19 protein-coding genes are annotated in these 21,604 nt (G+C 36.6%); 8 read left to right on the forward strand and 11 right to left on the reverse strand.

Going from position 1 to position 21,604, the window contains the following annotated elements; all coding sequences use genetic code 11:
- Positions 1-120 precede the first annotated feature (120 nt).
- From ODE14_RS08315 to ODE14_RS08325, 3 genes are all read right to left on the reverse strand, one after another.
- Positions 121-828 (reverse strand): DedA family protein, encoded by a 708-nt coding sequence (locus ODE14_RS08315; protein WP_248392081.1) that lies wholly within the window; start codon positions 826-828, stop codon positions 121-123.
- An 85-nt stretch (positions 829-913) separates the two neighbouring features.
- The gene (prfB, locus tag ODE14_RS08320) at positions 914-2,026 is read right to left on the reverse strand and encodes a peptide chain release factor 2 (protein WP_248392079.1); all 1,113 of its coding nucleotides are present in this window, start codon (positions 2,024-2,026) and stop codon (positions 914-916) included.
- A 120-nt stretch (positions 2,027-2,146) separates the two neighbouring features.
- Positions 2,147-3,517 (reverse strand): ATP-binding protein, encoded by a 1,371-nt coding sequence (locus ODE14_RS08325; RefSeq protein ID WP_263603706.1) that lies wholly within the window; start codon positions 3,515-3,517, stop codon positions 2,147-2,149.
- 301 nt (positions 3,518-3,818) lie between these two features.
- On the opposite strand from ODE14_RS08325, the gene ODE14_RS08330 reads away from it, so the two are divergent.
- From ODE14_RS08330 to ODE14_RS08345, 4 genes are all read left to right on the forward strand, one after another.
- Positions 3,819-4,721 (forward strand): ABC transporter ATP-binding protein, encoded by a 903-nt coding sequence (locus tag ODE14_RS08330; RefSeq protein WP_248392075.1) that lies wholly within the window; start codon positions 3,819-3,821, stop codon positions 4,719-4,721.
- 2 nt (positions 4,722-4,723) lie between these two features.
- Positions 4,724-5,569, forward strand: a complete 846-nt coding sequence (locus tag ODE14_RS08335; protein ID WP_263603707.1) for an ABC transporter permease — start codon at positions 4,724-4,726, stop codon at positions 5,567-5,569.
- A gap of 126 nt (positions 5,570-5,695) precedes the next feature.
- Positions 5,696-6,334 (forward strand): hypothetical protein, encoded by a 639-nt coding sequence (locus ODE14_RS08340; protein ID WP_263603708.1) that lies wholly within the window; start codon positions 5,696-5,698, stop codon positions 6,332-6,334.
- Entirely contained in the window at positions 6,331-6,978 is a 648-nt protein-coding gene (locus ODE14_RS08345) for a hypothetical protein (RefSeq protein WP_263603709.1), read from the forward strand. The genes ODE14_RS08340 and ODE14_RS08345 overlap by 4 nt, the downstream gene beginning before the upstream one ends.
- Positions 6,979-7,062: 84 nt before the next feature.
- Here ODE14_RS08345 and msrB read toward each other — a convergent pair whose 3' ends face one another.
- From msrB to ODE14_RS08365, 4 genes are all read right to left on the reverse strand, one after another.
- Entirely contained in the window at positions 7,063-8,160 is a 1,098-nt protein-coding gene (gene msrB, locus ODE14_RS08350) for a peptide-methionine (R)-S-oxide reductase MsrB (protein WP_263603710.1), read from the reverse strand.
- A gap of 14 nt (positions 8,161-8,174) precedes the next feature.
- Entirely contained in the window at positions 8,175-8,624 is a 450-nt protein-coding gene (locus tag ODE14_RS08355) for a YkgB family protein (protein ID WP_263603711.1), read from the reverse strand.
- A gap of 77 nt (positions 8,625-8,701) precedes the next feature.
- Positions 8,702-8,977, reverse strand: a complete 276-nt coding sequence (locus ODE14_RS08360; protein WP_263603712.1) for a hypothetical protein — start codon at positions 8,975-8,977, stop codon at positions 8,702-8,704.
- Positions 8,978-8,984: 7 nt separating this feature from the next.
- Positions 8,985-9,542, reverse strand: a complete 558-nt coding sequence (locus ODE14_RS08365) for a sigma-70 family RNA polymerase sigma factor (RefSeq protein WP_263603713.1) — start codon at positions 9,540-9,542, stop codon at positions 8,985-8,987.
- A gap of 520 nt (positions 9,543-10,062) precedes the next feature.
- Between ODE14_RS08365 and alaS the strand changes: the two genes are divergently transcribed.
- Positions 10,063-12,666 (forward strand): alanine--tRNA ligase, encoded by a 2,604-nt coding sequence (gene alaS / locus ODE14_RS08370; protein WP_263603714.1) that lies wholly within the window; start codon positions 10,063-10,065, stop codon positions 12,664-12,666.
- Positions 12,667-13,160: 494 nt separating this feature from the next.
- Here the strand turns inward: alaS and ODE14_RS08375 are convergent, their stop codons facing one another.
- The 3 genes from ODE14_RS08375 to ODE14_RS08385 form a co-directional block, all read right to left on the reverse strand.
- Complete coding sequence (locus tag ODE14_RS08375) at positions 13,161-13,457, reverse strand: GIY-YIG nuclease family protein (protein WP_263603715.1); 297 nt, start codon at positions 13,455-13,457, stop codon at positions 13,161-13,163.
- A 461-nt stretch (positions 13,458-13,918) separates the two neighbouring features.
- Complete coding sequence (locus tag ODE14_RS08380) at positions 13,919-14,233, reverse strand: hypothetical protein (protein ID WP_263603716.1); 315 nt, start codon at positions 14,231-14,233, stop codon at positions 13,919-13,921.
- A gap of 66 nt (positions 14,234-14,299) precedes the next feature.
- Positions 14,300-14,611, reverse strand: coding sequence for a hypothetical protein (locus tag ODE14_RS08385; RefSeq protein ID WP_263603717.1), 312 nt, complete (start codon positions 14,609-14,611; stop codon positions 14,300-14,302).
- Between the two features lie 714 nt (positions 14,612-15,325).
- On the opposite strand from ODE14_RS08385, the gene ODE14_RS08390 reads away from it, so the two are divergent.
- From ODE14_RS08390 to ODE14_RS08400, 3 genes are all read left to right on the forward strand, one after another.
- Positions 15,326-17,782, forward strand: coding sequence for a DUF5686 family protein (locus ODE14_RS08390; RefSeq protein ID WP_263603718.1), 2,457 nt, complete (start codon positions 15,326-15,328; stop codon positions 17,780-17,782).
- 251 nt (positions 17,783-18,033) lie between these two features.
- Positions 18,034-20,241, forward strand: coding sequence for a DUF5686 family protein (locus tag ODE14_RS08395; protein ID WP_263603719.1), 2,208 nt, complete (start codon positions 18,034-18,036; stop codon positions 20,239-20,241).
- Positions 20,242-20,270: 29 nt separating this feature from the next.
- The gene (locus tag ODE14_RS08400; RefSeq protein ID WP_263603720.1) at positions 20,271-20,507 is read left to right on the forward strand and encodes a hypothetical protein; all 237 of its coding nucleotides are present in this window, start codon (positions 20,271-20,273) and stop codon (positions 20,505-20,507) included.
- A gap of 186 nt (positions 20,508-20,693) precedes the next feature.
- Here the strand turns inward: ODE14_RS08400 and folP are convergent, their stop codons facing one another.
- Positions 20,694-21,467, reverse strand: a complete 774-nt coding sequence (gene folP, locus ODE14_RS08405) for a dihydropteroate synthase (protein WP_263603721.1) — start codon at positions 21,465-21,467, stop codon at positions 20,694-20,696.
- Between the last annotated feature and the right edge of the window lie 137 nt (positions 21,468-21,604).

Here is a 21,604-nt window from a genome sequence, read left to right on the forward strand (position 1 = left end):
ATAAAAACAACGTTTCAATTGATTTAAATTTCTTCCACTTGCATTTTACTTGCATTTTATCTTATGCATAAAAAAGCCCGCTTTTTTGAGCAGGCTTGTATTATTTAATTTTGAATGAAATTATTCTTCGTCTTCATCAAATTTATGATTTTCATATTTTGAAAAATCCTGTTTCTTGCCGAATAAAAATTTCAGGATTACCGGTACTGTTGTAATCAGAACAATAACAATAATAATGAGTTCAAGTTTTTTCTTCAAATCGATCCCGAACTGATCAATGAAAAGCTTATCAAGATAATGTCCTGCAAAGATCAGTAAGAAAGACCACAGTACTGCGCCAATGATATTATCTCTTAAGAAATCCTTTTTATCCATTTTTACGATTCCGGCAACAATGGGTGTAAACGTTCTCACTACCGGCAGAAATCTTGCCATAATGATGGCTAATGCTCCATTTTTCTCAAAAAAATCATGAGCCTGATACAGATATTTTTTTTTAAACAACCATGTGTCTTCCTTCTTATATAAGGCAGAACCCGCCTTTCTTCCGAAATAATAACCTACTTCATTTCCTATAATCGCGGCAAGTGCTACAGAAGAGGCCAGAATAAATGTATCTAAGAAATCATTTCCTGTAGATCCGAACGTTGCACTAATAATGTCAATTGAATAAATCCCCGAAACAAAAAGAAGTGAATCTCCCGGTAAGAAAAATCCTACAAAAAGACCTGTTTCAGCAAAAATAATAAACAGAATAAGCCAAAATCCGCCAAGCTTAATATAAAACTCAGGATTTAATAAATCTTTCCAATTAGTGAAGTCTTCCATACATTTTGATAAGTAACAAAAATAGGATTAATAAACGTCATTCCGAAATTTATTATAAGATTTTAACGAAATTTAAACATGACTTTTACAAGTCCATATCATCATCAGAAACTGCGGTTCCATCGGCCATGAGAAATGCTTTCAGGAATGGTGTAAGATTTCCGTTCATTACAGAATCCACATCCGAAGTTTCATATCCGGAACGCACATCTTTTACCAGTTTATAAGGATGCATCACATAATTCCGGATCTGGCTTCCCCACTCGATTTTCATTTTATTGGCTTCAATCTCATTTCTGGCTTTCATTCTTTCTTCAAGCTCCATTTCATATAATCTGGAACGAAGCAACTGCATCGCCTTCTCTTTGTTCTGAAGCTGAGAACGGGATTCGGAGTTTTCAATGATAATTCCTGTTGGTGCGTGACGGAGACGAACGGCTGTTTCCACCTTGTTTACGTTCTGTCCACCTGCTCCGGAAGACCTCATCGTTTCAAAGGAAATATCTGCAGGATTGATGTTGATTTCTATCGTATCATCTACCAAAGGATAAACATACACCGAAACGAAACTGGTATGTCTTTTAGCATTGGAATCGAAAGGTGAAATCCTTACCAGACGATGAACACCGTTTTCTCCTCGCAAATACCCGAAGGCAAATTCGCCGTCAATTTCAAGCGTTACCGTTTTTACACCTGCAACATCGCCCTCCTGAAAGTTCAGTTCACGGATTTTATAGCCTTGTTTTTCCGCCCACATGGTGTACATTCTCATCAGCATGGAAGCCCAGTCGCAGCTTTCGGTTCCTCCGGCTCCGGCTGTAATCTGTAGTACTGCAGAAAGCTCGTCGCCTTCATTAGAAAGCATATTTTTGAATTCAAGATCTTCGATTTTCTCCACTAATTGAGGAAAAGTTTCATCAAGCTCTTTTTCAGAATCGGGATCTTCTCTGGCAAAATCCATCAACACCTGCAGGTCTTCAAACTGAGTATGAATTTCTTCATAAGCCTCTACCCATTTTTTCTTGGAGCGGAGTTGCTTCAGGAATGCTTCGGCTTCTTTCGGGTTGTTCCAGAATTCAGGAGCTGCGGTTTTTTCGTCATCATTCGCAATTTCAATCTTCTTTTTATCGATCTGAAGATATTTATGGAGGTCGTCAATTCTTGACTGAATTTCTTTTATCTGGTCGTTGTTTATCACGATTTTTTATTTTTACAAAAATAGGAAATTTTTATTCCTTGTTTATGAATTCATAAAATCGGAAATTTATTTTCAATTACTTTTAATCTTATTTTTTTAATAAAGATGAATTAAGAATTCCTAAATCTTTTTTGGGCCCGCATCTTTATCTTCCTCTTCATTATGAGCAAACCCGATGACTCTTCTCGGTTCTTCCACCACTCTGTATGCATCGAGCTCAGATTTAAGATCTTTAACTCTGTTCTGGAACTGGTCAAAATTATTCACAATAACATCTGTTAAAAATCTGGCGATCTGGTCCAGGTATTGTTCCGTCAGCTTTCCTGCTGAATCCCGGAGAGCAGCTTTCATAAGATTCTGATCAATCTTAAGATTTTCATTTCTGGTTTTCTGGTAGAGATTTTTAATTCTTTTTTTAAGACTTTGTGTAAAATCGATCAGCATGGTATTGCTGAACACCTTCATTTGAGAGGAGATGGTATGCCAGAAAGGAATTTTATCGGCTTTGTTGTTTTTCAGGATTTTAAATAAAAGAGAATCTTTCTCGAGGTTTCTGGTCATCGCATACAGTATAATTTCTGACCTTTCCGCAAGGTTTGGAGGAAAAACAGGAATCATCACATCAAATCTTCCGGGAGTCAGAATTTCTTCATCGATTTCGGAAACAGAATTGGCAGAACCTACCATCAGCAGTTCTTCCTGTTCAAATTTTGAAATATAATGCAGAATAATCTCCTGAGTTTCAAGATTACAGGAAGCAACGTTGTTTTCAGCTTTTCTGGCCATCATAATATTATCAAAATCTTCCATGAACAGGAGAACTTTTTCTTCCTTCATCATTGCTATGAGAAAGTCATTAAAATTGGTCTGATTTCCGTTCACAAAAGAAGTTCCGAGATAATGTTTTTTTACTTCCTTAAATTGATACCCGATAATTTCTGCAATTTTGTTGGCCCAGAAAATTTTTCCGCTTCCGGGAGGACCGTATAAAATGATCCCTGCGGGCTTATTGATTCCCCAGTCTTTGATCTGCTGCGGATTAAGGAAAGGTTCCAGAACAGTGGAAATATGGAAGAACAAATCCCTGTACCCGATAAAATCTCTTTTCTGCAGACTTGTTTTGTGCCCGAAATAATCATACACAAATTTGTAATTACCTCCCAATCTGTTATCAATGCCGTAGCTGGACACCGAAGATTTAAAAAAACCGTTATCAAAAATATTAGGATCTGCTTCTTTGATTACTTTCTCCACCTCTTCTTTAGGTTGATTGATCTTTTCAGCAATCTGCTCCAGGGTTTTGGTTTTGTCAAGGTCTTTTTCGTAAAGCCTTAGAAACTCGATGTTTTCACGGACAAACTTTTCAAAGTCTTTTTTTATTTCAAAATTGATACTGATACAATCTACGAGGTCAAGATCGAAATCCTGAATAAACTGTTTTATTGCTTCCGCGGAAACATTCAGTTCTTTTGCCAAATCAACTAATTTCATAAAGATTCAATTATTACTAAACTTGTTTAAACATTTTATTTTTAACAACAAAAGAAATAAAGATTTGATGAAATACTAACGTCTGCACCAATGATAAAAAACTCATAAATCCTGATAACAGATTTTTTAAACAGCTTTTGAATTTTAGTATAGCAGATTTCCGTTTTGTTGTTAATTTTAAATTAATTTAAACAGATTTAATACCAAAAATAGTGTATTTGAAATTAAATTTAAATTGATTTAGGATAAAACTGTAACAAATGATTTTTTACACAGACTACTACTATGTAAAACAAATTACATGGAAAAAATTCTGTCAGTAAAGAATCTTACTAAGAAATTCAAGAGAGTTGTGGTGAACAATATTTCTTTTGATGTAGAAAAGGGGAATGTGTACGGTTTACTCGGCCCCAACGGAAGCGGAAAGTCTACCACCTTTGGAATGCTTCTCTCCACTATTAACCCTACAAGCGGTGACTGGTATTGGTTTGGAAAAAAAGGAACCGATCCGGACACGCTCAAAAAAATAGGTGCCATCATCGAACAGCCTAATTTTTATCCTTACCTGAGCGCGGAAACCAATCTGAAAATAGTGGCTGAAATTAAAGGTACTCCTTACAACAGAGTTGATGAGGTTCTTCAGACGGTAGGCCTTTTGGAAAGGAAAAAAGATACTTTCAAAACTTTTTCACTGGGAATGAAACAGCGTTTGGCTATTGCTTCTGCAATGCTGAATAATCCGGAAGTGATGATTCTGGACGAGCCTACGAATGGTCTTGATCCGGAAGGAATTATCCAGATCCGTGAGATCATCAGCAATATTGCAAAACAGGGAATTACCATTATTATTGCAAGTCATTTACTTGATGAAATTGAAAAAATCTGCAGCCACGTGATTGTACTGAAGGAAGGAAATTCCATCTACTGCGGAAGAGTGGATGAAATGACGGCCAACAATGGCTATTTTGAACTGAAAGCAGACAACAATACATTGCTTTTGAATGCATTGAATTCTTTAGGTTGGTTCACTTCTGTTAATCTGGATGGTGATATCCTGAAAGCCCAGATCCGCGATGATGCATCTATTTCAGCGTCCGCATTAAACCAGAAGCTGGCCGAACAGGGGATATTTCTTTCTCATTTAACGAAGAAAAAGCTTTCTCTTGAATCTCAATTCCTTGAACTTGTAAAAAACACCAAATAATCATGATAAAATTATTTAAACTAGAATATTATAAAAATCTGAACTACAGACCATTCAAGATTTTTACAATCCTGTATTTTGCGATCCTTATTGCTTTGCTTTTCATCGGACTGATCGATTTTGATCTTTTCGGAGGAACGATCAACCTGAAAGAACAGGGCATTTATAATTTCCCGGAAATCTGGAATTTCACAACCTGGATTGTGGCTTTGCTGAAGATTTTCCTGGGATTGATCATTGTTTTTTCGATTTCGCAGGAGTTCAGCAACAGGATGTTTAAACAGAATACAATTGATGGATTGAGCAGGAAAGAATTTATCTCTTCAAAATTGCTGACCATCAGTATTTTCACTATAGTTTCTACGGTAGTTGTTTTTGCGATCACAATGTTTCTGGGATACAAATACTCCAATACGACGGAATCTGCGAAGGTTTTTGAAGAAATCTTCTTTATCGGAAATTACTTTGTGAAGCTGTTTACGTTCTTCTGTTTCCTTATGTTTCTTTCAATTTTGTTGAGGAAATCGGTTTTTGTTTTTCTTGCTCTTTTTGTCTTCTGGATCGGCGAAGGTATTTTATCCGGTGTGGAGGTGTACATGAAAGTGCGCGGAATGCAGGGGCCTCAGAGAAATGAAGTGCTTCAGAATGATTTCTTTATTACGCATCTTTTACCATTGGAAAGTATGTCCAGCCTGATTCCTAATCCTATGATAAGGCTCAATATGGCAAAAATGATGGGCCTTAAATATGAATTCCACTACCCTACAGAAAGCATGATCGCGTGTCTGGTCTGGTGTGCCATCTTCATTGTCGGATCGTACTGGATTTTAAGAAAAAGAGACTGGTAAATCCTGATTTAAAGTTCAAAAATTCAAAGTTTAGAATTTTATTCATTAAATAGTAAAGTGATTCGTTTTTCGGATCACTTTTTATTTTTATTGAAGTTTTATTTATATTTAATAAAAATTAATGGCATGAAGAGAATGTATTACGTTCCCGGGCTCATCAGCGCTTTACTTATTCCTATTTTATTTTGGTTTTACGGGAGCCAAAGAACCCATGAACCATACACCGTCATGGATTTGGGACTGCCTGCAAAAGTAAAGAAAGGGATGGAAAATTCACTAAATACTTTTGAACCCTACCGAAAATGGAATTATAAGAAAATCGTTGTACAGCCCAATACGGCCCTGCAAAATCAGCAATACTATGTTTCGGAATTAAAAAAGCTTCAGGCAAGAAATGAAAAGGAAACTGGAATTGAATTTGTGATCGGAGATAAAAATAATTATCAGGATTTTATTGCCTTAATTGATGCCATGAAGCTGGCAAAGCAGGAAACCTACGGAGTAGACGTGGAGAAAACCAATCATTTCTTTGCGGTCCATATGTACAAAGATCCGAACGCTGTAGAGAGAGAATATATTTGTGGAGGCGTTGTAGGGGGCGAGAATTATGAAGAGAAAATTGCATTGAATTTTCTTAAACCTGAGACCTTCATCAATCATGTTCCCAAACAAACTTATTACATCATCTTTGGGTTTTTGCTATTCTTAAATATTTCAATGTTTAGCATTAAAGAAAATCTTCAACTCAAAAAAAAATTTGCATGAAAAAGATATATTATTTCCCCGGGCTTATCAGCGCTTTGATTGTACCTGTTTTATTTTGGTACTATATTAATCCCTACATTGATAAAACTAAATATAATGTAGTTGATATTTGGCTTCCCCCAAAATTAACAGTAGATAAAATCAATAGTACTCTTAGTTTTGAATCCGTACGAAACTGGGATTATAAAAAAATAAAAGTTGATCCTTCAAAAGCTAAAGAAAATTCGAAATTTTATGTTTCGGAAATTAAGTCACTTCAAAAACGCAATGAAAAAGATACCGGAATAGAATTTATTTTAGACAAAAATAATACATACGGTGACTTTGTTTCTTTATTAAATGATATGGCCATTGCAAAACATGAAACGTATGCATTGGATCTGCAAAAAACAGGAAATGTATTTGCCACTGTGAATTATAAAAGTCCAAAAACTGAAGAAGAAGAAATAGACTGCCTTTTATGCCATGACACGATTTATACTTTTGTTGAGGTAAAGCCCGATTTTAAAAAATATTATCTTAGTATTTTTCAAAATCTCTCAAAACTTCCAAACGGAGCTTATTATATACTTTTCGGATTTCTTTTATTTTTAAATATTTCCATGTTCAGTATTAAAGAAAGGCTGCAAATACATCCAAGGTAGATTCTTCACCATAAGCTCGCGGAAATAAAAAAAAAGGACTGCCTTTCGGCAGCCCCTCAATCACTTCACTTAAAACACTAGTTTTTATTTTTTGTCAAGGAGTGCGATATATTCGCCATATCCTTTTTCTTTCATTTCCGCTTTCGGGATAAATTTCAAAGAAGCACTGTTGATACAGTAACGCAATCCGCCTTTATCTTCAGGACCATCATTGAAAACGTGTCCCAAATGGGCATCTCCTGTTTTACTTCTTACCTCTACCCTTGTCATTCCATGGGAACGGTCCAGCTTTTCTTCAACTAATTTTTTGGTAATCGGTTTTGAAAAACTTGGCCATCCACATCCGGATTCAAATTTATCAGTAGAGATAAACAAAGGCTCTCCGGTAGTGATGTCCACATAAATTCCTTCACGCGTTTCATCCCAGTATTCATTCTGGAAAGCTCTTTCCGTACCGTTTTCCTGGGTTACATTATATTGTTCGGCAGTCAGTTTTTCTTTTAAAACTTTTTTATCCTGTTTCTGATATTTCACTTCTTTTTTCTTTGGAGGATTCGCATTTCTCGCCATTTCAAATAATCCCGGTTCAATGTGACAGTAACCGCCCGGATTTTTGTCCAGGTAATCCTGGTGGTAATCTTCGGCTTTATAGAAATTTTTAAGCGGAATAGTCTCTACAAGAACCGGTTTGCTGTAATTTTTAGCCAATTTTGCCACTTCGGCTTTTACAATGGCTTCCGTTTCTTTATCAGTCGAATAAATTCCGGTTCTGTACTGGTCTCCCCTGTCGTTTCCCTGTTTGTTTAAACTCGTAGGATCAATGGTTTTGAAATAAAGGTCTATTAAAAGCGTAAGATCAACCTCTTCAGGATCATATTTCACTTTTACGGTTTCTGCAAAACCTGTAGTATGGCTTACAACTTCTTCATAAGTAGGATTTTCTTTATTTCCATTCGCGTATCCCACTTCAGTTCCAACGACACCTCTAATCTGTTGAAAAAAATGTTCAGTTCCCCAAAAGCATCCTCCTGCAAAATACACTTCTTTTAAATTTCTATTGTCCATAATGGTCCCATTTTCTTTTTTTGTTTCAGCAGACTTCATTTTTTTTGAATCTCCGCAGCTTGTTGCAAATACTGCTATTCCCAGTATAACGCCAAGTAAAATCAATATGTTCTTCATTTTTATATTTTTTTTCATTTTTTCAGATTTAAAATCATTAATCCAAATCCTAAAAGCATGATATCTTTTACGATAAAGAAGTCAGTTATCAAAATTCCATCGACTGTTTTCCAGAGTCTCGGAGTCGTAAACAGATAGCTCAGCGTTATCAGGAAGGTAATAATCATTCCGGTGGCGGCGTACTTTCTGAGTGATGCAAATTTCACACTAAACAGTAACAATAATGCAATGATAATTTCTATGACTCCGATAGTATCGGACACTGCCTGAATGCTTACAATATCATATACGAAAAAAGTAAGGAAATGGTTTTCCACCAAAGGTTTTATGGCATTTGCTTCTGTAGGAGTGAATTTGAAAATTCCGATCCACAGCAGAATAATGACGGTTCCGAAAAGGGAGAGATAGTACCCCGTTTTTCCGATAAGGTTTTCATTATCAATTTTTAGTACAGTTCCATTCATTTTTTAAGATTTTGATTGAATACTTTATTATTTTCAAAAGTATAGTCGGAACCATTTCAAAATCCTGACAAATTATTTTATGAAATATCTAAATTTTTCAGAGCTCTTTCTTTAACCTTATGAATATCAGAATCATTAATTTCAACATTACTTTTATCCGAAAGCTTTCTTTTCAACATTTTATCCAATATTTCCAGCTTTTCTTTGTAGGCTCTGCACCATTTACAAATGGCAAGATGCAGGGAAAGCTTACGGTTTTCTTTTGGGGAAATATCTTCCGCATTCCGTTTTTCCATGAGCATCGTCGCTTCGCTGCACGGTAAAAAAATAATATGAATCAGTTTTTTAAGCATTTTTAGATCAGTTTTGATTGGCAAACCAGTTCATTTCCAGGCATTCTCTCAATTGCATCCTGCCTCTTTGCAGAATCTTCCATAAATTAGTCGTGGAAATATCAAGTTCCTGACTCACTTCCGGCGCTTTTTTTTCTTCAAGGTAATACAATTTCATGGAAATTTTCCATCGGGAAGGCAGATCTTCCAGGCATTCCTCCAGGATTTTATTGAATTCTGCATTGTCTAACAATTGTGTTTCCTGATTGCCTGCATTCCAGTCATTCAAAATATCATTGTTTTTCCAGGCTCCGTCTTCATCAAAAAAATGATCCAGTTTAATATTGGGTTCAGATTTATATTTCTTACGGTAAAAATCAGCAACTTTTCTGTTTAAAATAGTCATCAGCCATGTAAGCGGCCGGCTTTTCCCTTCAAAAGATTCATAGGACGAAAAAGCGGAAATAAAAACTTCCTGAACAATGTCTTCCGCCTCAACTTTATCGGACAACAGATACACTGCCCTTCTCATCAACGCTGCAGAATACTGTTCTATCCAGTCTTTGAACGTTTCGTTTTTTGTCATACTAACTTTTTGTTTTGAAGATTTAAAATCCCTGAGATATTTTAACAATAAACGAATATATAAAGTTAAGACGATACACTGCAACGTTTTTTATGGATTCATTTTAGCTTTTGTGATTGTCATCCTGTCAAACATCTAAACAATTAAACCAACTATGCTGAGATGCTTCCAGCATGATAAGCTTTGTGGAAATTATTGAAAACAAGAATACATGATCTTAACATTTATGATTTAATTATCAACAGCTTACACACTCCAATTAATAGGATGACTACAGCCTAGCCCTGATTGCAGTGAAAATCCCGCAATGGAGCGGCGGAGCCTTGCCAGGCTTAAGACAGGCCAAGTCGGAGCCGCGCAATGAGGAATTGTAGCGGAAAGCGGGAAAAAGCTCCTGAAACGTTTCCTGCTCATTAAAAACAAATCTTCGCAAAAGTGTCAAATATTTCAACCTAAATCCCCTAAAAACCTTAAATTTGCATCTTATCAAAAAACTGTAAAAAGCAAAGCAATATAAATTATGACATCACAAGAGATTCGTCAAAAATTTTTAGATTATTTTAAAAGCAAAGGCCACCTCATCGTTCCTTCAGCACCCATTGTCCTGAAAGACGACCCTACGCTTATGTTTTCCAATTCCGGGATGACGCAGTTCAAGGATTTTTTCCTGGGCTACAAGACTCCTACTGCACCGAGAATTGCCGATACCCAGAAGTGTCTGCGGGTTTCAGGGAAACATAATGACCTGGATGATGTGGGCCGTGATACGTACCACCACACCATGTTTGAAATGTTGGGGAACTGGTCTTTCGGGGATTATTTTAAAAAAGATGCTATTGCTTTTGCCTGGGAATTACTTACGGAAGTCTATGGAATTCCTAAAGAAAACCTATATGTAACCATTTTTGAAGGAGATGCTTCCGAAAACCTTGAAAGAGACCAGGATGCTTATGATTTCTGGAAATCTCACATTTCCGAAGACAGAATTATCAATGGAAATAAAAAAGACAATTTCTGGGAAATGGGGGAAAGCGGACCGTGCGGACCGTGCTCAGAAATCCATGTTGATTTGAGAAGTGCTGAAGAAAAAGCGAAAGTTTCAGGATTAGAACTGGTGAACAACGATCATCCGCAGGTGGTGGAAGTATGGAATCTCGTTTTCATGGAATTCAACAGGAAAGCAGACAAAACCCTTGAAAAGCTTCCTGCACAGCATGTGGATACGGGAATGGGCTTTGAACGTCTGTGTATGGCGCTTCAGGGAAAATCCTCCAATTACGATACTGATGTTTTCACTCCTTTAATTGCTAAAGTTGAAGAACTTTCAGGAAAAAAATACACCGGGATTTTAGAAGACGAAAAAGATATTGCGATTCGCGTGGTGGTAGACCATATCAGAGCGGTTTCGTTTGCGATTGCTGACGGACAGCTGCCTTCCAACGGAGGAGCAGGCTATGTGATCAGAAGAATCTTAAGAAGAGGAATTTCTTATTCTTACCGTTTCCTGGGAATGAAGGAACCATTCCTTTATCAATTGGTTGCTGTTTTACAGGAGCAGATGGGAGCTTTCTTCCCTGAACTTGAAAAACAGGGAAAACTGGTTTCTGAAGTTATCAAAAGTGAAGAAGAATCATTCTTAAGAACCATAGAAAACGGATTGATAAGAGTTGAAAAATTGATTCAGCAGACGATTGCCAATAATCAGAAGGTATTGCCAACTGAAGAAGTTTTTGAATTATATGATACTTATGGTTTCCCTGATGATTTAACGAGAATTATTGCGGAAGAAAAAGGTTTAACCATCGATGAGGAAGGCTTTAAACAAGCTTTAAATGAGCAAAAGAAACGTTCGAAAGCAGATTCTGCCCAAAAAGTATATGATTGGGTTACGTTGGAAGAAAAACCTGAAAATTTTGTAGGTTATGATCAATTTGAATCTGAAACCTATATTACAAGATACCGAAAAGTAGAAAATAAAGACGGAGAATTTTACCAGGTAGTTTTAAGCGAATCTCCTTTTTATCCGGAAGGCGGAGGCCAGGTCGGAGATAAAGGGACCCTGGAAAACGCTGTAGAAAGCTTTGAGGTATTAGAAACAAAAAAGGAAAACGGATTGATCATTTCTTTAATCAACGGTCTTCCGAAAGATGCAGGCGCTGTTTTCTATGCTAAAGTAAATGTTTCGGAAAGAAAAAATTCTCAGGCCAACCACTCGGTAACGCATTTACTGCATGAAGCATTAAGAGAAGTTCTGGGAACCCACGTAGAGCAGAAAGGATCTTTTGTTGGTCCGGATTACCTGCGTTTCGACTTCTCTCATTTTAATAAAATGACGGAGGAGGAATTAACCTTAGTAGAAGAAAAGGTTAATGCAAAGATTAAAGAAAATATTGCTTTACAGGAATTCAGGAATATTCCGATCCGGAAAGCGCTGGACAGAGGAGCGATGGCTTTGTTCGGGGAAAAGTATGGCGACAGTGTAAGAATGATCCAGTTTGGAACTTCTATGGAACTTTGCGGAGGAACCCATGTGAAAAGCACCAGCGAAATTGGACATTTTAAAATCATTTCCGAAAGTTCCGCAGCCGCAGGAATCAGAAGAATTGAAGCGATTTCCGGAGATAAAGCTGAAGAGTATTTCAAAAATATTGAAAAACAGATCGCCGAACTATCACAGTTGCTGAAATCAAAAGATATTGTACGTTCTATTGAAAAATTAATTGAGGAAAATACCGCATTGAAGTCTGAAGTAGACGCAATGAAAAAGGAAAAAGCAAAAGGAGAAATCGGCGAATGGAAAGGAGCTTACGAGCAAAAAGGTGATAAATTACTTCTGGTAAAAAGAACTTCTTTGGACGCCGGTTCGGTAAAAGACATCGTCTTCCAGTTAAAAAAAGAAATCCCCACTTCCATTACGGTTATTCTGTCCGACGCAGACGGGAAACCAATGATTACCGTTGGCGTTTCTGATGATTTAGCAGGAATTTATCAGGCAGGAGCCTTGATTAAAGATTTGGCAAAAGAAATCCAGGGCGGCGGCGGCGGAAATCCTGGCTTTGCCACAGCAGGAGGAAAAAATCTTGACGGATTGGAAAATGCGTATCAGAAAGCGCTGAATCTTTAAGAAAATATTTTTAATAAAATTTAAATAATAATCATCCCTTTCAGTTTTGAAAGGGATGATTATGTTATATGTCACTTTGAGGAGTTTTCGAAAAACATATCAAAAGTTTATGGCTAAAAGTCTTTTCAATCAGTGTTTTCGATACATTTTGCTGCGCTGCGCTGCGAAAAACACTCGAACTGACGAAGTACTCATTATTATTAAAATTATGCTCAGCGTCACTTCGAGTAGCTTTTGAAAAAAGCGTATCGAGAAGTGATTACTACAAGTCTGCTACCTTCACCGGTTCTCGATACATTTTTCTCCGCTGCGCTGCGAAAAACACTCGAACTGACGAAGTATTCATTATTATTAACATCATGCTCAACGTCACTTCGAGTAGCTTTGAAAAAGCGTATCGAGAAGTGATTACCACAAGGCTACTACCTTCACCGGTTCTCGATACATTTTTCTCCGCTGCGCTGCGAAAAACACTCGAACTGACGAAAGAATCATTATTTCTTAGTGAATTTCTTTTTTGCAAGGTTAGGTAAGTCTTCATACCTTCCTTCAATCAGAGCTAATTTCTTAGCCTGTGACCATTTTTTTATCCTTTTCTCAAAAATAATAGCTTGTTGAATATCAGTAAATTGATTAAAATAAACCAATTGCAGCGGACGCCTTGAATAGGTATATGATCCGAAATACTTACCATCCTGATGTTCATCGAAACGTTTATAAACATTCTCTGTAACTCCCGTGTAATAGGTATTGTCTGAACAATGTAGAATGTAGACGAAAGATGTTTGCATGTTTAATAATAAATTTAAAGTTTTTTGATGCTTCGTCACTTCGAGTAGATTTTTGAAAAAAAATCGTATCGAGAAGTGATTGCTATAAGACCATTACATTCAACGGGTTCTCGATACATTTTTCTACGCTGCGCTGCGAAAAACACTCGAACTGACGAAGTATTCATATTATTAACATCGTGCTCATCGTCACTTCGAGTAGCTTTTGAAAAAAGCGTATCGAGAAGTTACTCTTAAGTGTCTCGTGTTCAACGGTTCTCGATACATTTTCTCCGCTGCGCTGCGAAAAACACTCGAACTGACGGAGTATACATTATTATTAAAATTCTGCTCAACGTCACTTCGAGTAGCTTTGAAAAAGCGTATCGAGAAGTAATTGCTATAAGACTGTTACATTAACCGGTTCTCGATACATTTTCTCCGCTGCGCTGCGAAAAACACTCGAACTGACGAGTGGCTTTTCATATAGGATTCACAGGTGGAACCTCAGGCAATCCGCTTGGGGTGTCATAGATAATATAGTCGTTATATTTGGCCTCATTCGTTTCATAGAAGATGTCCTGGCCTGTTCCTGCATATTTGGTAAGCAGCTGGTACAGTTTATTGAGAGCTTCAATACGTCCTTCGGCAGCGACATCCCTGTCTGAAATACCCTGAGCCTGTGCATCAATCGCGAGATCCAGTGCCTCTCGTTGGGCAATAAGGGTATTGATTTTGTCTGAAGTAAGTCCTTCATCCGAAAGTTCGGTAAGATATTTCTGAGCCGTTGCAGTCATTATTTTAGCGGTACGAACGATTTCCGCATCACTTTGCTGACTGATTGCTGCATTGCCAAACTCCTTCTATTTGGCAGCATACAGTCCGAAAACGTTCTCAGCCCTATTGAAAATACTGCGCATTGTTTTTTCAAGGGCATTTCTGGCAATATCTTTTTGTTCGGTGAGATTCATTTTGATGGCTTCCAGCTGTTCATCGTTGGGAAAACTATCTACGGCATTGCGCGCTGCGATCAATTCATTTCTTTTTGCGGCATTATAGCCACGCTCTGTAAATTCGACAATATCTCTTTCGATTAAAGCAATCAGCTCATCTGCTTTTTGTTTTAGGACAGCATCTGCCAGATTAAAATCACGTTTTACCTGATCTTTTTTCATAATGGTATAAATTATTTGTATTTAAAAATATAATTGAAGTCTAATGTATATGGATTGCTGAATAAATTTATCTCTTTAAAAAGGCTGTAAATCATTATAAAATAACAAATTGTACTTGATTGCCTCTTCGGAGTGGTTGATTGCCTCTTCGGAACGCTTGATTTTCTCTTCGGAGTGCTTGACGGGCTCAACGGAACGGTTGATTGCCGTTACTAAACACTTGAACGTCTTAACAAAGTGGTTGCTGATCTCTACTGAATGCCTGAATACCGTTTCTAAACGATTGAAGCTGTCTTCAAACTGCTTGAAAGATCTAACGTAATACTATACTGGCTTTTAAGGTCAGTAAGTTGCTTATTAAAGTTGAAATTTTTGTGGAAATCGTTAGTGCCGGATGCCTTTGAATGAACTGCGGGATTATTTTTATAGATCATCATTTTGTTTTTTGTTGTTCGCACAGCAAATATAAAAATATTTTTGAATGGGATGGTATTGGGATTTTATTTTTTGAAATGAAAAAGCCTCGCGGAAGGGCGAGATTAACTCTCGGAAATTTTATTCGAGTAAAAAATTATTCTTCAAAAAATTTTTACTCGAACCGACGGAGGTCGTGAATTTGATACAGATGATTTAATTTTTAACAAAACATTATATTTTCTTCTGTGGTATTGTAACTTTCTTATCAATAGTTTTGTCTAACTATTAAAAAGACTAATGACAAAACTTTTATTCCCGCTGTTTTTATTTTTTACAGCACTGGTATTCGGACAAACTCAGTTGAAAGTTTTCAGCAAGGCAACCAGGCAACCTATCTACAATGCAGCAGTGTACTGCGATGATGAGCTTCTCGGGAAAACCGATACCAACGGAACTTTATCCTTTAAAACCAAATGTAAGAAAGTTGAAATTCTGGCCAGCAATTTTGAGGATGTTCTTGCAGAGGTAAGAAATACCATGGAAGTTGCAATGCAGCCGTTATCCGAAAAAAGAGGGAATATTGACCGTGTTATTATTAATGATAAAAGTGATCCGCGTGCGCTGAAGATTCTTGATGAACTTAATAAAAGGGCGAAGGAGAATTCACCCAAATCTTTAGAGTCGTACAATTTTAAGTCTTACACCAAATTTTCTCTTGATTTGGATAAAGATTCCATTGATATTTATAAGAATTTTTTAGCTGCCAGGAAAGATTCCATTTCAAAGGTTGATCAAAAAGGTTTTAAGCAAAAAGAAAAGGAAAAGAAAGATTCCCTTATCGCTGAAGATTTTATTGATGCCTCTGCGGAAGGCCAGATGTTCCTTTGGGAAAAAGCTACAGAATATAAATATTCCAAAAAATACGGTGAAAAAACAAATATTATCGACAACAGGATGTCCGGTTTTAAAAACCCGATTTATGAGGCGATGGCCCTCAATATTTCGAATCTTGACAGAACACCCAGACAGCTGAGACCTGAAAACAGGGATTTATTTCATTATTATCTTTCAGACACCATTCAGCTGGATGGAAGGCAGACCTATGTGATCAAATTCAAAGAAATTACCGATAAAAAGAAACAGAACCCGAGAAAATTCAACGGGAAAATATATGTTGACGCCGAAAGTTTTGCCCTGAAAAAATTTGAAAGCATCAGCAAAAAAATAAACGAGGGAAATATTGTTTCTGTCTGGAAACCCATCAATAATAAATGGTTCCTGGATTATGAAGATATCAGGCTTAAAATGGGCAATACCAGCTTCGATGTTTCAAAGAAAGACAGCCTGAAAGCAGGTGACACCAAAAAATACAACCAGAAAAAATTCGGAAATTACCTGTATGTAAAAAACAGGTTCTTCGATTTTGATATTAATGAACCTCAAAAAGCGTCTGATTTTAAAGGATATTCGCTTGAAATGAAGAATTCAGACGGCAGCCTTTTGCAGCAATACAGAACCGACAGCCTTACCACAAGGGAAAGTAATACTTATACCAAGATCGACAGCTTTGTACAAAAGCATGATTTTGAAAAGAAATTGAATACGTTAACCCAGCTTTTAAGGGGAAACCTTCGTTATAAAATGATCGATTTTGATCTAACCAAATTCTTCAGTTATGATAAATACCAGGGAATCCGTTTGGGTGCCGGTATTAAGCTTAATGAAAACTTCAGTAAAACATTTTCTCCGGACGGCTATTTCGGATATGGTTTTAAGGACCATCGCTGGAAATACGGATTGGGGCTCGATGTAAAACTTTCCGACAGAAGAACATCCGTTTTCAGAATTGAATATCTTGACGATGTTTTTGCAGCAGGAAGATTCAGCAATTATATGTGGGATAAAATGATGAAGCTCTCTGATATTAACCTGGATCTTCACAATGCCGTTTTCTATAAAAACCAAAAATGGAGCGCTTCTTACCTTTATGATATTTCCAATTCATTAAGCATGAAAATCGCGGTGAATAAAGAGAAACAGGAGGCTCTTTTTGATTATCAGTATAAAAACATGGGCAATAAGTTCGATAATACCAGCGCGGTTCTCTCATTAAAATTTTCCCCGAATGACAAAAACATCATGACGCCTACCGGAAAATACACCTATGAAAAAAATTACCCTCAAGTCTTCCTGAATTATGAAAAAGGATTTAATGCATTGGGAGGAGATCTTGATTACAACAGGCTTGATGCGCTGTTCATTCATCAGTTCAGAACAAAATTGGGATCTACCAACATTAAAATTTTCGGAGGAATCTCATCCGGAAGCGCACCAATCTGGAAAAATTTTGAAATAGCCGGTCAGAACGATGCCAATATTGATAAGTGGTATTCCAACATCAGTACCCCTTCAAACCTTGGATTTGCAACGATGCCTTCGGGAACTTTCTTCGCAGACAAATTTGCAGGGTTTAAAATTTCACAATACCTACCTTTTAAATTTAAAACATTGGGTAAAAAATATTCGGATATCGAGCTTGAATACCAGTCGGCCATCGGCGGTTTTAAAAACAGGCAGGACCACCAGTTTGAATTTACCGCTCTGGATCATTATTACCAGGAAGCGGGACTAATCTGGAACCAGTTTCTGGGAACGAGCTTTGGCGTAGGATTTTCCTATAGATTAGGATATTACCAGACTTCGGAATTTAAAGATAATATCGGAATTAAAATAAAATTCAATCTTTTAAACTAATATTTTAGTATTAATAGTTAAACTCATTTAACCAGTTCGAAATCAAATTAGATGAGAATTAAAATATTTTACTGTTAAAAAAACGTGTTATTTGTTAAAAATTTAAGATAAATATAATAAGACCAGAAACTGTAATCCCGGAAATTCCGGGATTACGCCGTTTTAGAAACATCATCAATGGAATCGGCTGTTAATATCAATTAATAAACCTTTTACAGCATCATAAATATTATTAATTTTGTCAGGTCTTTATGAAAAGGATATTAGTGATTTTATGTTTCTGTATGTACATTTTTGGTTTCTCACAATCAAAAGTCACTTCTATTGAAGCTGTTGTCATCAAAGATCAGAGTGATCCCAGAGCTCTTGAAATTCTGAAAAAAGTCAATCAGCAGTTTACTGAAAACTCTCCAAAGACGCTCGATTCCTACTCCTACAAATCCTATGAGAAAATTTCTCTGGATATTGATGAAGACAGTATTACCCAATACAGACAGTTTTTCGAAAATGCTGAATTATTCAGAAGAAAAAGAGAAAAAGATTCCCTGAACAATGTAACTGCCAGAAAAATATTTTCCAAAAGTAAATTATTCCTCTGGGAAAGAGCTCAGGAATTTTTATATTCGAAAAAATACGGTGAAAAAATCAATATCCTTGATAACAGGATTTCCGGACTGAAGCAGCCGATCTACGAAATGATTGCCCTGCAGCAAAGCAACAGAGACCAGATTCCCACCCAGCTGAAGCAGGAAAACAGAGGCTTATACCGGTTCTTTTTAACCGACACTATTGAAATAGAAGGAAGAAAGAATTTTGTAATCCGTTTCAGGGAAGTCAATTATAAAAATCCGGACAAAAAAAGGAAGTACAATGGTGCCATCTATATTGATACCGATACTTATGGCATTAAAAAAATCGAAAATTTCAGCAAAAATAAAAACGACGGTATCATTACAAGTACCTGGATTTATTTCAACAACAAATGGTTCCTTTCTCATGAAACCGTAAAGCTGAAAATGAGCAATATGGTCATGCAGGAGGAAAACAAAGACTATCCTGAAGAAAAACATGAAAGGAATAAGAAGCAGAGTTTTGGGACGTATGCTTTTCTCACTTCCCAGTATTTTGATTACCAGTCACCTGCCCAAAATGATAAAAAAGACTTTAAAGGCTATACTTTTTCCGTAAAAAATATTGACGGAAAAACCCTTGACCAGTTCAGGACAGATCCTCTGACAGAACGAGAACGAAACACCTACAAAACCATCGACAGTCTTGGAAAAATATACAATATTGACCGGAAAGCAAGGGTTTTAAGCGGTTTGCTGCTAAATGGCCAGATAAAAGCAGGTATTGTGGATTTTGCGGTTGACGAGATCGTGAATTATAACCTGTATGAAGGCTTCAGAGTAGGTTTGAAAGCGAAGCTTAATGAAAATTTCAGTCCATACTTTTCTCCTGATTATACTTTTGCCTATGGATTCAAGGATGATAAATGGAAATACAGAATCGGACTTGATATTAAAACCACGCTGGAAAAAGATTCCTATTTCAGGATCGATTATTATGATGACGTGACCGCTTCCGGAGAGTTTTACCGGAGACTGTGGAATTTCAAAATGAGAACAGCTAACTATGGAAATAACCTTAATAATGACCGGTATTATCATTACAGAGGAGGCTCGGTTTCTTACCTTAATGATGTTACCAACGGCTTGACACTGGTTTTTGCAGTCCGTACCAATCTGGAAGAAGCCATGTTTGATTATTCCTTCCGCAACAGTGGTTCATCTTTTAATAATTTTAATACATTACTGACCTTAAAATATTCCCCGAACTCTACTAATATTATGACACCTCAGGGAAAATCCCTCATCGATCAGAAATATCCGGAACTGTATTTCAATTATGAACAAAGCTACAAGGCGCTGAACGGTGATTTTAATTATACCCGGTTTGATGCCCTTTTTGTACACAATTTCAAATCTCTGCTGGGAACTACAGGATTCCGGCTCTACGGCGGAATGGTAATCGGAGAAGCTCCGATATGGAAAAACTTTACGATGAACGGACTGGCTTCGCCGAGGAGGGATTTTAATTTTAACTTAACTTCATTTCTAGGATTTGCAACTCTGGAAGGAGGTAAATACTATAACGACCGGTTTGTGGCGTATTATTTTACGCATAAACTTCCCTGGTATTTTAAAAGCTTAGGCCAGAATATTTCAAGTTTTGATTTTGTGTTAAGAGGAACCATAGGTAATATGAAGCATCCCGAATATCATCAGTTTAAATTTAAACCGCTCGACCATCTTTATCAGGAAGTCGGCCTGGAGTGGAATAATTTCCTCTCCACTTACTTCAATCTGGGGCTATTTTACAGAGTGGGCTACTACACTACACGAAATTTTAAACAAAATTTTGCCGTTCAGTTTAAACTGAAGCTTCTGGAATTTTAAAATAAAAATAAAAAATAGAAACTAAACAAATGCAGACCATCCAAATACAGGCAGAACAATTTTTTGAATTGTTAAAATTAAAAGATACTTCTATGTGGGAAATTTTTGCCCAAATGATTGACGGAAATGAGAAAGAAATTATTTTCCTGGATGAGGAAGAAAAAATATTATTCAGCTATATTCTGCCATCGAATCAGGACAAACTGGAGGAAGACCGAAAGGAATTTTCGAAACAGTTTGCGGATAAACTGGCGAATCTTAATTGAGTTTTAGAGTTTAGAGTTTAGAGTTTAGAGTTTAGAGTTTAGAGTTTAGAGTTTAGAGTTTAGAGTTTAGAGTTTAGAGTTTAGAGTGAAAGTTAAATGGTGATTTTCAAAGGAAAGTTAATTTCATATTAATTCTAACAAAATTTATCCTTAATAAACGATCTCTAACCCTAAAACACCCCATTCTCAGACTCTCCCACTCTTAAACAAGTCAACCGTTTTTTGGGCTGCTGCAACATCATGAACCCTCAGTATTTTTGCGCCCTGCTGTAATACTTTCAGGTGAAGTTTTTGTGTTTCTTCGTTGATGTCCAAAGGAGACTTTCCCAAAGGTTTGTAGATAAAAGATTTCCTTGAAATGCCGATCAGTAAAGGAAATTTTCCAAAACCTAAATATTGTGTTTCATTGATCATTTTCATCTGGTCTTCTACCGTTTTACCGAAACCGAATCCCGGATCAAGGATAATATCTTTAACGCCTTTATTTAATAATTCTTCAGTCTTTTCAGAAAAATAGCGGTTGACGGAAAGTGTAATATCTGCAAATTTGATTTTATCGTGCATCGTTTCATAAGAAGGATTTACATGCATTAAAATATAGGGAAGTTTTGTTTCTGCAGCGGCATCAAACATCTTTTCATCGTAATGGCCTCCGGAAATATCGTTGATAATATCAATTCCCTCATTAAAGCCAAACTTTACCGTTTCAGCATAAAAAGTATCCAGAGAGATCAATGTTTCCGGAAATTCTTTTTTGATGAATGAAATCATGTTTCCCAACCTTCTGATTTCCTCTTCTGCAGTTAAAAATTCAGCGTGCGGTCTTGTGGATTGCGGACCGATATCAATGATTTCAGCGCCTTCTTTAAGCATTTTATAAGTCTGGTCCAATGCCGTTTTTTCCGTATTGAATTTCCCGCCATCTGAAAACGAATCCGGCGTGAGGTTTAGGATTCCCATAATTTTTGGAACCGATAGGTCTATCAATTTCCCGTTACAATTCATGAAATTGGAGTGCGGAAGAGTTGAAGAGTTAGAGAGTGCAGGTACTTGCAAAGCTTATAATTATGATTAGACTTAAAAAATAAACTGAAATT

It is taken from the genome of Chryseobacterium sp. PET-29 (genome assembly GCF_025736815.1).
Lineage (GTDB): Bacteria > Bacteroidota > Bacteroidia > Flavobacteriales > Weeksellaceae > Chryseobacterium > Chryseobacterium nepalense.

Bases quoted from the DNA above. Each gene is read 5' to 3' on its own strand.
- ODE14_RS08395 (WP_263603719.1), top strand. From the start codon at position 18,034: ATGAAAAGGATATTAGTGATTTTATGTTTCTGTATGTACATTTTTGGT.
- ODE14_RS08390 (WP_263603718.1), top strand. From the start codon at position 15,326: ATGACAAAACTTTTATTCCCGCTGTTTTTATTTTTTACAGCACTGGTA.
- ODE14_RS08360 (WP_263603712.1), bottom strand. From the start codon at position 8,977: ATGCTTAAAAAACTGATTCATATTATTTTTTTACCGTGCAGCGAAGCG.
- ODE14_RS08400 (WP_263603720.1), top strand. From the start codon at position 20,271: ATGCAGACCATCCAAATACAGGCAGAACAATTTTTTGAATTGTTAAAA.
- ODE14_RS08365 (WP_263603713.1), bottom strand. From the start codon at position 9,542: ATGACAAAAAACGAAACGTTCAAAGACTGGATAGAACAGTATTCTGCA.
- ODE14_RS08375 (WP_263603715.1), bottom strand. From the start codon at position 13,457: ATGCAAACATCTTTCGTCTACATTCTACATTGTTCAGACAATACCTAT.
- ODE14_RS08385 (WP_263603717.1), bottom strand. From the start codon at position 14,611: ATGAAAAAAGATCAGGTAAAACGTGATTTTAATCTGGCAGATGCTGTC.
- msrB (WP_263603710.1), bottom strand. From the start codon at position 8,160: ATGAAGAACATATTGATTTTACTTGGCGTTATACTGGGAATAGCAGTA.
- alaS (WP_263603714.1), top strand. From the start codon at position 10,063: ATGACATCACAAGAGATTCGTCAAAAATTTTTAGATTATTTTAAAAGC.
- ODE14_RS08345 (WP_263603709.1), top strand. From the start codon at position 6,331: ATGAAAAAGATATATTATTTCCCCGGGCTTATCAGCGCTTTGATTGTA.
- ODE14_RS08325 (WP_263603706.1), bottom strand. From the start codon at position 3,517: ATGAAATTAGTTGATTTGGCAAAAGAACTGAATGTTTCCGCGGAAGCA.
- ODE14_RS08380 (WP_263603716.1), bottom strand. From the start codon at position 14,233: ATGACTGCAACGGCTCAGAAATATCTTACCGAACTTTCGGATGAAGGA.
- folP (WP_263603721.1), bottom strand. From the start codon at position 21,467: ATGGGAATCCTAAACCTCACGCCGGATTCGTTTTCAGATGGCGGGAAA.
- ODE14_RS08340 (WP_263603708.1), top strand. From the start codon at position 5,696: ATGAAGAGAATGTATTACGTTCCCGGGCTCATCAGCGCTTTACTTATT.
- ODE14_RS08355 (WP_263603711.1), bottom strand. From the start codon at position 8,624: ATGAATGGAACTGTACTAAAAATTGATAATGAAAACCTTATCGGAAAA.
- ODE14_RS08335 (WP_263603707.1), top strand. From the start codon at position 4,724: ATGATAAAATTATTTAAACTAGAATATTATAAAAATCTGAACTACAGA.
- ODE14_RS08315 (WP_248392081.1), bottom strand. From the start codon at position 828: ATGGAAGACTTCACTAATTGGAAAGATTTATTAAATCCTGAGTTTTAT.
- ODE14_RS08330 (WP_248392075.1), top strand. From the start codon at position 3,819: ATGGAAAAAATTCTGTCAGTAAAGAATCTTACTAAGAAATTCAAGAGA.